7 protein-coding genes are annotated in these 11732 nt (G+C 44.4%); 1 reads left to right on the top strand and 6 read right to left on the bottom strand.

Going from position 1 to position 11732, the window contains the following annotated elements; genetic code table 11:
- Nucleotides 1-421: 421 nt before the first annotated feature.
- Complete coding sequence (locus JGK22_RS24840) at nucleotides 422-1909, bottom strand: serine/threonine-protein kinase (protein ID WP_293207655.1); 1488 nt, start codon at nucleotides 1907-1909, stop codon at nucleotides 422-424.
- A gap of 337 nt (nucleotides 1910-2246) precedes the next feature.
- On the opposite strand from JGK22_RS24840, the gene JGK22_RS24845 reads away from it, so the two are divergent.
- On the top strand, nucleotides 2247-4640 hold the full coding sequence (locus JGK22_RS24845) for an ATP-binding cassette domain-containing protein (protein WP_293197228.1): 2394 nt from the start codon (nucleotides 2247-2249) through the stop codon (nucleotides 4638-4640).
- 111 nt (nucleotides 4641-4751) lie between these two features.
- Here JGK22_RS24845 and JGK22_RS24850 read toward each other — a convergent pair whose 3' ends face one another.
- From JGK22_RS24850 to JGK22_RS24870, 5 genes are all read right to left on the bottom strand, one after another.
- Nucleotides 4752-6632 (bottom strand): SUMF1/EgtB/PvdO family nonheme iron enzyme, encoded by a 1881-nt coding sequence (locus JGK22_RS24850; RefSeq protein ID WP_293179791.1) that lies wholly within the window; start codon nucleotides 6630-6632, stop codon nucleotides 4752-4754.
- Between the two features lie 4 nt (nucleotides 6633-6636).
- On the bottom strand, nucleotides 6637-7119 hold the full coding sequence (locus JGK22_RS24855) for a hypothetical protein (RefSeq protein WP_293219181.1): 483 nt from the start codon (nucleotides 7117-7119) through the stop codon (nucleotides 6637-6639).
- Nucleotides 7120-7484: 365 nt separating this feature from the next.
- Complete coding sequence (gene nrdJ / locus JGK22_RS24860; RefSeq protein ID WP_366026610.1) at nucleotides 7485-9551, bottom strand: ribonucleoside-triphosphate reductase, adenosylcobalamin-dependent; 2067 nt, start codon at nucleotides 9549-9551, stop codon at nucleotides 7485-7487.
- Nucleotides 9552-9786: 235 nt separating this feature from the next.
- Nucleotides 9787-11031, bottom strand: a complete 1245-nt coding sequence (gene nrdJ / locus JGK22_RS24865) for a ribonucleoside-triphosphate reductase, adenosylcobalamin-dependent (RefSeq protein ID WP_293276991.1) — start codon at nucleotides 11029-11031, stop codon at nucleotides 9787-9789.
- Nucleotides 11032-11239: 208 nt separating this feature from the next.
- Nucleotides 11240-11527 (bottom strand): hypothetical protein, encoded by a 288-nt coding sequence (locus JGK22_RS24870; protein WP_293179815.1) that lies wholly within the window; start codon nucleotides 11525-11527, stop codon nucleotides 11240-11242.
- Nucleotides 11528-11732: the final 205 nt, after the last annotated feature.

Below are 11732 nucleotides of genomic sequence, written 5' to 3' on the forward strand. Positions count from 1 at the left end.
TCGGATTCGACCTGTTCTGTCAGCCATGACGGAATTGCGATCGTTACATCTCCAGCATTGCACAGCTATGTAGAGAAATGTTCAGCGTAAAAGAATCAGTATTTCATATTAATTCTGGTTTTACCGGAATGATTAAACCGCAGAGGCCGCAGAGGACACAGAGGGAGAGGATAGAGAGATGAATCATTCTGATGAAGAGTGGATTTGATATGAAGGAGTGCAAAAAGTATTTTTTTTAACAGTGCGATCGTCTCCGGTCGCGATTGTTATACCATTTATCTGAAGTTGTACAATACTCGAAGACCCCCCCTAGCCCCCCCTTGTTAAAGGGGGGAACAAGAATATTGTTATTTCGTTGAAAATTGGTATTAGACTCGCGATCCTAGAATCAGGACTAAAGTCCTTACTACAAACAACTGAATTAGTTAATCTCAAAGGAATTCATCATATTTTCAGCCGTTTTCAAATAGTCCGAATACTCTGATTTCTCCGCAGTGTAAGTAATCACGTAAGCTTTATTATTCATCAACGTCCAAGTTTGCATTTTTTTGGTATTGGTTTGTCCGTCTTTATCATCAAAAACAACTGTATAACCTCGATGATTAGCAATCGTTTTAGGATTTTCTTCTAAAATTTTAACATCAGTAAAATTTGTTTTAATTTGCTTGAGAGACGATTGATTGTATTCATCGAGAGACATCGGTTTTGGCAAATCTTCTATGCTGACAGTAATTTGTTCTTGATAAGCATCAGCGGTGTTCTTTTTGGGGGCTATGAATACAACCACATCGTTAATTACTGGATTTTGTAACTCTTGTTTTTCCCACTTTTCAGGGTATTTGATTTTAAACTGATGGGTCGAACTTTGATAACTTAATAAATTTTCAACTTGAGTTTTAGAGAAATGTTGGATTGCGAAGGCGGAAATGGCGATCGCCCCAGCAACTCCGAGTCCCATTAAAGCCGGCTTCCATCCCAAAGCAAATCTACGAGTTCTGCGATCGGGAGATGGCGATGGCGGGCGATCGCTCAGTTTACCAAGTCGCTGCAAAAGAACTTGAGTATCTTTTGGCCTGTCTTTCGGAAAATAAGCCATCAAATCATCAATCAAATCTGCTAGCGGCTTCGATGTTTGAGTCGCCACATTCCGCCAAATCAATTTACCCGATCGCGGATCTTCCTGCAAATTTCTCGGTTCTTGAGCCGTCAGCAAATACACAAAATTCCGGCCCAAAGCAAAAAAATCAGAACGTGGCTCAGCCTTGCCCTTTTTTTGTTCTTCGGGAGTGTAACCCATCGAAGAAATGCGAGTTACTTCTCCAGTTGCTCTCTGAATAGTTTCTGTAACTTCCCGCACCGCCCCAAAATCAATTAATACTAATTTTCCGTTCGACCGGCACATGACATTTTGCGGCTTAATATCTCGGTGAAAATAATTTTGATTGTGAACGAGATTCAATATTTCCGTCAGTTGTGTCAACCAGTCAATAGCTAGTTCCGAAGAAATAGGTTGGTAATTATGAGCTTCCAACCACTGCTGCAAATTTTTACCTTCAATTTTCTCCATCACCAGACAGTGCAAAGATTTATCAGTACCCTTAACTCTGAAAGTAAAATAGCCTTCAGATTCAACTGTCGGGAGTCCCGGATGCTTCAGCCGCTGCAAAACGTGAGCTTCTCTCTGAAAAAGTTCCACACCTAGAGTATCGTTGTTCATCAGAACTTTCAACACTTTCTGAGTACCGTCTCTGTCTCTGACTGCAAAAGTTTTACCAAATCCTCCTTGTCCCAAAACAGTAATTACCCGATAGCGTGCGTTGATTAGCAACTCAGATCCGCAAGTTTGGCAAAAATTGATAGTGTCAAGATTTTCTGGATGGCGACAGTTGGGATTAATGCAGTAGCTCATGGTATGGAGGAATTAGCTTGGTAGAAATAGTATCTCGTGCCAAAGCAGCTTCCTGAAAGCTATCCGAATTGGGGATAGCTTGGAATTAGTGCGGTGCTTGTCAGCATTGATTATTAAACATGATATAACATTACTCATGTTTTGAATACTGAATGAGAGAATCTCATTTTTGTAAAAAGCATTTTTTTGTTGGAGTGCGAGCTGGGACGCTCGGGAGTCTTATATCACCTGTGCGATCGGGGACGATCGCACTAAAAAAGCTGGCACGCTGGATGCTGGGTACTAAATTCTCGCACAATCTAAAATCTAAAATCTAAAATCTAAAATCTAAAATCATATGACAGGTCAAACCCATAAGAAAACAAACTTAATCGCCAGCCCCTATTTAGAAATCGACTATCAAGGCGAAGTGGTACGCTTGGAACTGACCAAGACTGAACACGTACTGGGACGAAATCCCCAACAAGCTGACTTGCTGGTTCCCAAAGATTGGGAGAAGCTGTCGAGATGTCAAGCGATTTTGCGCCAAGAAGGGGACGACTATCGCATCTATGACGGCGACGGCCTCAAACCCAGCAGTAGCGGGTTATTTGTGCTTCCGACTGAAACTCCTGTAACTCCGACTCAAGGCTGCGTTTTGCGACACGGAATCGAGTTGCGGATTGGTACGGATTTGAGAAATCCGGTGCGGGTGAGTTATTTCAATCCCGGAAGTCCGGCGCTGGCCGTTTTGGGTTCGCGGGAGTCTGTGTCTCTGCGAAATCGATCGGTCGTCTTGGGGCGCGATCGCAATTCTACGCTACAGTTAAATTCGCCGATCGTCTCCCGCAGCCATTGTGCGATCGACGCCAACAAACGCGGAGACTACGTTCTCACAGACAAGAGCGCTAACGGCGTTTTTATTAACGGCAAACGAGTTAAAAATGAAGCTATATTGACCGAAGGTGCAAAAATTCGCATCGGCCCTTTTCTGCTAATTTATCAAAATGAAGAAATAACAGTTATCGATCCGGGAAATGCGATCGGCTTAGAAGCAATTAACTTAAACCGACCTTTTGTCAACGATATTTCCCTAGTAATTGAACCCGGACAGTTAGTGGCGTTAGTCGGAGGAAGCGGCGCGGGGAAATCCACATTAATGCGAACCTTGCTGGGAATTGAAACCACAAATCGTGGCGCCGTTTACGTCAACGGCGACGAATTGCGGAAAAACTTTGAATGCTACAGTTCTTTAATCGGTTACGTGCCTCAGGATGATATAGTCCACGGCGAATTAACAGTTACAGAAGCCCTAACTTACGCAATTAAATTGCGCTTGCCGCCGGATGTCGATGTCGAGCAAGTTTTGACAAAAACTCTGACCGATATTGAGATGTTGGACAAGCGAAAAACCCTTGTAAAAGACCTTAGTGGCGGACAGAGAAAGCGGGTTAGCATCGGCGTCGAATTGCTTGCAGATCCGAAGTTGTTTTTCTTGGACGAACCAACTTCTGGACTAGATCCGGGGCTGGATAAAAAGATGATGGAACTGCTGCGGAATTTGGCAGATAAAGGTCGGACGGTGGTTTTGGTGACGCACGCTACGGCAAATGTCAATTTGTGCGATCGCCTAGTTTTTCTCGGCCGCAACGGCTACCTTTGCTACTTCGGCCCGCCCGCAGATGCTGCAAATTTCTTTGGAGTTCATCAAGCAGACTTTGCCAATATTTATAACGAGTTAGAAATCGGCGAAAAGGTCATCAAAGAATGGGCGAATACCTATCGGAATTCCGCCTATTACCAGCGGTACATAACCGCGCCCTTAAGTCCAAAAGCACCGCAAAAACAAGCACCTCCAGTCAAACTTCCCCAACCCGCCAAAGTTTCCCCAATCAAACAACTGTTTATCCTCGCCGATCGCTATTTCAAGCTAACTTTACGCGACCCAGTTAACGTTGGTTTAGGACTGTTAACTGCTGCTGTTTGCCCGATTTTGCTAGCCGGAATCAAAGATATAGAACCGCTAGTTACCGGAACAGCAGACGATCCAGCGCTGGCTTTTTTAGCTTTGCGAATTTTGTTTGTATTTACATCGGCAGCTATTTGGGTAGGTTTGTCCAGTTCTCTGCAAGAAATTGTCAAAGAATCAGCCGTTTACCAGCGAGAAAGATTGGTGAATTTAGGTTTACTGCCCTATGTCGGTTCCAAGTTTCTGGTGCTGGGAGGATTGGCCTTGTTGCAAACATTGCTAATGACCGCAGTAATTTTAATTGGTTTTAAACAGCCGTCACCGGATATAATCGCTTGGCCGCTGGGTTTGGGAATTACAGTATTTTTAACGCTGTTGGCTAGCATGAGTTTGGGATTGATGGTATCGGCATTTGTGAAGAATGGCAGTCAGGCCAACAGTGCTTTGCCTTTGCTGTTAGTGCCGCAAATTATTTTTTCGGGAGTCTTGTTCAGTCTGGGAAGTTTGTTTAAAATCGAGAAAATCGGTCAGTATATCTCGTGGTTGACGGTAAGCCGCTGGTCTGTGGGTGCTTACGGTAGCTTGGTTAACGTGAACGCGATGGTGCCAAAGCCGATCGAATTACCCGATCGAACAATCCTACCGCAGTTATTCGAGAAAAGCGCCGTCTACGAACCAACTTGGCAAAACTTAGCCTTGAATTGGGGAATTTTAGGATTGCACGCCGCCGTTTATTTGACCGTAACTTTGCTGTTGCAGAAGCGGAAAGATATTTTCAAATAACGCAGAATATGGTTATATTTTCTTAGTCCCTCTCTGCTGGGACTTTCTTTGAGGTGAAGCGATTTCTAATCGCCAAGGGCAAAAGGGCAAAAGTGTAAAAAGCTAGAAAGTCTACGCAGCCACACACGCAACTCGAAAACCGCGGGCCCAGTAGACATCGTTCGGCGCACTGTGGTCACGAGTAGCCGATTGACAGTTAAAATCACTGTAAAACGAACCACCGCGCATCAGCCGATGATTGTTTGTTCCCGTTTCCCAAGAACTTCCGTCAGTCCGTGCAGCATCATAATTATCATGCCATTTATCGCTGCACCATTCCCAAACATTCCCGTGCATATCGTACAACCCAAAAGCATTGGGGGGAAAACTTCCCACATCTGTGGAGTAGTTTGTGTCATAGTTGACTACTTCTGGAGATATACAGTGACAGGTTTCCCCAAAATGGAATGCGGTTGTTGTACCCGCACGACAGGCGTATTCCCATTCGGCTTCACTCAGTAAGCGATATGTTTTCCTAGTTGTTTGCGACAGTTTCTCACAAAATTTGACAGCATCATACCAGGATACATTTTCTACAGGACGTTTTTCACCTTTAAAGCACGATGGGTTGTTTCTCATAACTGCTTCCCACTGTTCTTGGGTGATGGCGTATTTACCTGCATAAAATGTCGGTACTGTGACTCGATACTGCGGAATTCGATCGCCACTAACTGTGTAGATGTCAGGGGGGCCCATCGTAAATGTGCCGCCGGGAATCTTTACCATTTCTAAGCTGACACCGCGCCCTAGGTTTTCACTAAAGTATTCGGCTTGTCGCTGTTCTGTTTTGACGATCCTTCCCCATTGGTAGAGTGTGATGACTTCAAATTGAAAGGTCTCTGCTGGACTTAGTTTTTCGTCAGCTATGATTTTATTTGGTGTTGGTGGTTGTGCAGCAACACACGCAACCCGAAAACCGTTGAATCTCTCGCCATAGATCGGCTGTTCGCAGCTACGAACAGCCGATCGGCAATTGCTCGGATCGTTGGCCCACGAACCACCGCGCAACATCCGACAATTGTTTCCTGATTCCCAAGAACTTCCGTCAGTCGGTGCACCATCATAATTGTCAAGCCATTTATCGCTGCACCATTCCTCAACATTCCCGTGCATATCGTACAACCCAAAAGCATTGGGGGGAAAACTCCCCACATCTGTGGGTTCGTTTGATTCGGTTATGTAGTTGACTAATTCCGGGGTAATCGTTTCGCCAAAATGAAATGGGGTTGTTGTACCCGCACGACAGGCGTATTCCCATTCCGCTTCACTCAGTAAGCGATATGTTTTCCCAGTTGTTTCCGACAGTTTCTCACAAAATTCGACAGCATCATACCAGGATACACATTCAACAGGAAGTTTTTCACCTTTCAAGTACGATGGGTTGTTTCCCATGACGGCTTCCCACTGTGCTTGAGTGATGGGGTATTTCCCTGCATAAAAAGCTGGTACTGTGACTTGATGCTGCGGGCTTTCGTCATCCTCTCGTCCTGCTTCGTCGTTGGGGGAACCCATCATAAATGTGCCACCGGGAATGTAAACCATTTCCAGTACAATACCATTACCTAAATCTTCTGGAAAAAATCGAGCAAATGACTTACGACGACTGTTTTTTTGTCCATCCGCATCGACTGTGATAACATAAAACCCAAAGAGAGGAAAATGGTTTTGTAAACATTGTTTTATATTCTCCTCATCCCGATCTTTCAGCAGTAAAAAAGCAGCAGATTTCACCTGCATTGACTCATCCTGCAATGCTCCAAGTATCAAATCTAAGCCTGCTTCCCCATATTTGGGCGCTTCGGAGAGTGCGGCGATTCTAACTTCGATCGCGGACGAGGCTAAGCGGCGTTTAACGCCGGCGATGCCTCCGAGTACAGCAGCATTGACCGGAATTGAATTTTGACCGCCCTTGACGGCATCGTATTCTCTAGGTTTATTTTGATTGTCAGACATAATTTCAACCAGGTACTTTTGCGAGTTTGTCGGGTTGCAAGGTCGGCATCGCGAGCAATTCCTCAACGGAGAAAGGTTGCGGTTGAGGAATTGCAGCTTCAGCATCCATGAGCTCTTTGATTTTCTCAAAAATCAAAACAGTTTCTGTTTCTCCGTCAGTTAGTTGATCGTAAAAATTAGGTATGGAGAACCAATGTTCAAAAGCAATCTCTAACAAACCGTTAGTTGCTAATTGCACTTGCCAGTACCGAGAATATCTGGCATCAACTATCTCAAATAACGGGGCTGGATTCTCTAGAGGATAATAAGTATAGCGCTCATCGCAAATATAGTACGATAAATTCCCTTGCCATTCAGAGATAGCGTAGACAATATACTCTTTACCTACTATCAGTTTAAATTCTGTTTCTTTGCTGATATCTAACGGTGGATTTAGGTAATTTTCCGGCAGGTCTGTTCCTTTATTGGCAATGCAGCGAATCTTCATATTCTAAAAAACAGGCTAGTTTTAATTGTACGATCGGGCTGTTATATCATTTCCGTTTAATTCAGAATTGTAAATGAGTTCTTTCTTTTCTAGTGATATCATGTCCGATCGATTGACCACGATCTTGTAGGGGCGGGTTCACCAACAATATTTGCCAAAAACCGACAATTTCAAAAACCCGCCCCGGCTTATATATTATGCGCGATTTATCGGACACGATCTGACAATTATTCGTTGGGTGGGGGCGGGTTTACGAGATTGTTACTTTTAGGCAATTATGGTTGGTGAACCCGCCCCTACGATTTTGTCAACCTGAAATTAAACATAAAAAATCCCCCATTTTTGGGGGATTTAATAAAAGGCGATTACATAGTCTTAGTCTCAGGCATCAAACACTTATCGGAATCGCAACCCGCAGGCCCCGAATCCATCATTTCACCCAAGTCATAACGACTCAGTGCCACCTGAAAAATATCGATTTGACGGCGCACTAAAACGTCTTTCAACATCGTCTCGTAAGTTGCTTTTGCGATCGGTTCAAAAGGCAAACGTGGGAAAGTTTCTAGGGCATCAAAGCGAGACAAAAGTGCAGCCGAAATGTAGCCTTCGTCGTCGCGAATAGCTTCATAAATCCGCGTACCCAAACTTTCAACTTCATTTTCTCGCAACTCAATCGTCGCGCTGGTGTTGTGCCGCACGTAGAACTTTTGCACTTGCATATAAAAGTCCATTTGTGCCGCCGCTGAGAATTTGTTGATCTCAATTTCATCAGCACCGGGTAAATCCGCCCAACTGACAGCAACTGGTATTTCTACCAGCCATTCTGTACAGCGCTCATCGAAGGGATTGTTCAGCAAATTGCCGTTTTCATCTTTGTCAGATTGAGACGGAATTACGTTGTATCCGTAGTCGATGCAGGCGAGGGCTACAGGGTCGTTTTTGCCGAAAGTGATTCGGCGAATGAAACGCTGGGATTTGGGGGGATGCCAGCCGGGAGAAGCACCTGTCAGTAGAGATTTTGTACCCGATGGTTGGACGGTTGTGCAGCGATTGGGGCGTTTCAAAGAATGCCGATCGCAATAATCCCATACTACGCGATTCACAATTTCCCGCCAACCAGTCAAATACTCTTCTTCCCGCTGTTTAAACGCAATTCCCTGTGCAGTTTGCGGGCGGCCTTCCACCCACCAGCGCAGCCACTCAACGCCAAAAGCATGAACGAAGAAATCGAATAATCCCGTGAAAGATACGCCGACAATCGGGTCTAATTCGCGGCTATATTGATAGCGAGGTTCGCTAAATTTGTGATTGAGAAGTACCGCGACAGATAAACCTGCGGCGGTGAAAGCTTCTTCTTGTTCTTTGAAGTTGTAAGGGTCGATTTGATTGAGGTGAACCTCAGAAAGATTACAGTTTCCAGTTAGGGTATTGCCGAAAACTCCCTTATGAAACTCTGGTTCATTGAAACAGTAAGTATCATGCAATCCTGGTAATTCTTCGACACTTCTGACAACTTGCCATTTACCTTTACCTTTAGCCTTCGTCCCTTTGCTCACATCTAACCGCTGACAAGGAATTTCACCACAGTCAGTAATTTGCAAGTAGTACAAATCCCGGCTTCGGACACCGTAATTAGTGACTGATCCTTGATGAGCACAAAGATTTAGCGATGAGCTAATGCCACACTTGGTCAAAAGTAACTGAACTCTGAAAGCCCGATCGCGATCGGAGATATAAATTCTGATACCATTACTATTGGTATTCGATCCATCCGTATCGGCTAATCCAGCAATAAAATGTAAAATTGCTTGCCGATTCCAGCTCGCAATTACATTTAGTGCTTCCGGGTTAACTTTCAAACTTTTCAGAAATTCTCCAGAAAAGCTCAAGTTAGTTACATCTGTAAAAGCAGGTAAATAGTCATAGTTTCTTTCAGGCGACTTATTTCCTGCTACTGACAATGCCATTTTGCCTTCGTAAAGTCGAACTTTTGCATTGTCATTTTGGTCTGTAGTTCCATCTCCTACAGCCACACCCAAAGTGTAAGCATAACCTGAATCGATATTCATGCCATCTTCGTACTGAATTGTAAAAGGTTCAGTATGAATGCTATATCGACTTGTATCCATCAAGTCTTTGGTTTGAACTTCTTGGTAAACTTTACCAAAGCGATCCTTGACAAAGAAACGATGATATTCTGTGGCATCTAGATAACTACCATCAGCAAACTTTACACGGTAAAGTTTGCGTCGTCCAACCTTGGTATCACTCGCTGTCTGAAATGGTGTGACGGAGCTCCATCTTTGACCATTCCAAATTTCGATTTCACTTCCAACAACGTCCTTTATTTGATGTAGTCCGTCTTTAGTAATTAGCAAAGTGTCGCCACTGACACAGTGGAAGTTAGAGCCAATAATTTCCAGTTTTGTTATCCTAAAGGCTTTTTATCCTCTAGTTCTACAGATTCCATTTTACCTGTAGCTCGGCGTACTTTTTCATTTACTTTAGTTGTAAATGCCCCGCACTCTTGCCAGGATTATGTTCTTCAATTAAGAAGGTTCACCTGGTACGCTCTACGGTGGTAAAGGATTTTTAATTCCCTTACTTACCTCGGAATTAACATCTCAGTCTTCTCCGAATTTGCGAGGTTTTTAACGTGAGGCAAAATTACTTACCACACGGGTTTAAGCCCAAACGGACTGACCGATGCTCTAATTCTTCCGCAGTCATGTCAGGATAGCGTTCCTGCAACCACTGTTTAGCTTTTCCTTCGTCGTAAGCTTTCAAGAACTCAATTTTTAGACTCGGAGTTGAAAGTAGATCGACATTAGCTCTAGCTACAGCTTCACCAGCCCATTGTATTGCGCCTTCACCAGAATAATACTGTTTGCGAACAGCATCAATACATTCTTCTAATGTCGGTTTGGAATGAAAAACACGGGTATGGTTGGCCATGCGAAGAGCATCGCGTTCTGGATCTATTTTCCAGTTGCCTTGATCGTCTTGTTGCCACAAGTTGTTTTTAGCATTTGCTCCCAGTTCGTCATCAAAAGTAAACTGACGAATTCCGGCGGATCTCCGAATATTACCAGCCACAATTGTGACCGCAGCTTCATCTATCAATACGCAGCATTCAACTGAATTCAACTGCCGTCCGAAAGCTTTATTCAAAATTGCTGAGCAACGTTGATAAAGGTCAGGCAATTTGACTGGATTTGCGACTCCACCAAAACCTTTTAAAGGCTCTCCCACGGGGCGGACATCGCTCAAATCGATGTAAACTTGAACTTCTCCGGCAAATCTTTCATCTGTGGACAATTCCAACAAAGCTTGATAGGATTTCACCCAACCTTGACGGGAATCTCCGACATAAATAGTTGCGGTTTTTTCAGCTATTTTTACTTCGGTTTCTTGACGGCGCAATTCAGCGGGTGTAGAGCCGATTTCACCTTGCATTGTCACGGTTAAGCGGTTGCTAATCGGTGGCAATTGGTTGATGTATTTGGGTTCCAAAACTGCACCGGTGCCGCAGCCCATCATTGCCAAATCCATCAACAAGCCAAAGGCCCGCCAGTCGATAATATTGGTTGAGGAGCAATTATAGGCGCCGGAAAAATTCTCTGGTTGCTCAATCCAGTTGCTACCGCCCACCCACAGCCAGCGGCCGGAAGCGAGGGTTTTGAGCTCGTTTTGCATCCGGTGTAGGAGTTGTGTTTCTTCGGAGGTGAGGTTTCCGAGCTTTTGGAGGCCTTTGACCGTTCGATCGCACACATCGGCCCAAGTCTCCCTTCCCGTGTCGGTACGACGGCTGTACGTCCTGAAAAATACTGGATTGGCTGCGGGTGCTGTTTCGGGGAAATCGGACAGGTGACGTTTCTCGCGGGCACTCGATCGCTCTAATTCTCGAACCATAGGTTGTGTACTGACGTGTCGGAATATATCAACAGACTATGAATATACAACAGGATTCAGATTTAGGGTAAAACCTTGACAAATTTGACAATTTGCACTAAATATGGGGCTTCGGACTCGGGAAGGTCGATCGGGCGATCGCCTCAAAACTTCAGCAAAAAACCCGATTTCTGCTAGAAAACGGGTGAAGCGCAAATCTTGTCAATTGTCAATTCTTTGTCAATAAAAACTCAATATTCGGTAACAGCGGGTCTTGAACAACCCCCACACCGTTGAATCCCCAACGCTGAAGCAGCGTTTTCACCTGAGAACCGGAAATCGATTCTACCCCAAATCGATCGGCAACATCAGCAGCGTGAGCGTTGAGATAGCTCAAAGCATCATAGTCTTCGCGAAACATCAGCAGGTAACTCACCGCCGAATCAGGGTTGGGACAAGCGCTGATATATTTGCCGTCAGCACGAGAACGCAGTAAGTAAAAAACTTGAGATAACATTTTATCTTTATTGTCAAAATAATATGTTACATCAAATTGGGAATTGGGAATTGGGAATTGGGAATTGCCCAAACGATTAGACTTGCATTGCATAAATCTTTGAACGATCGCGAAACCGGAGATTCCAGGTAGATAGACGCAGATGTTTTCCAGATATGAGAGCGAATAAATGCAATACAAGTCGATTTTAGATTGCCCTAAAGTC

This window comes from Microcoleus sp. PH2017_08_TRC_O_A, from assembly GCF_020738665.1.
GTDB lineage: Bacteria > Cyanobacteriota > Cyanobacteriia > Cyanobacteriales > Microcoleaceae > Microcoleus.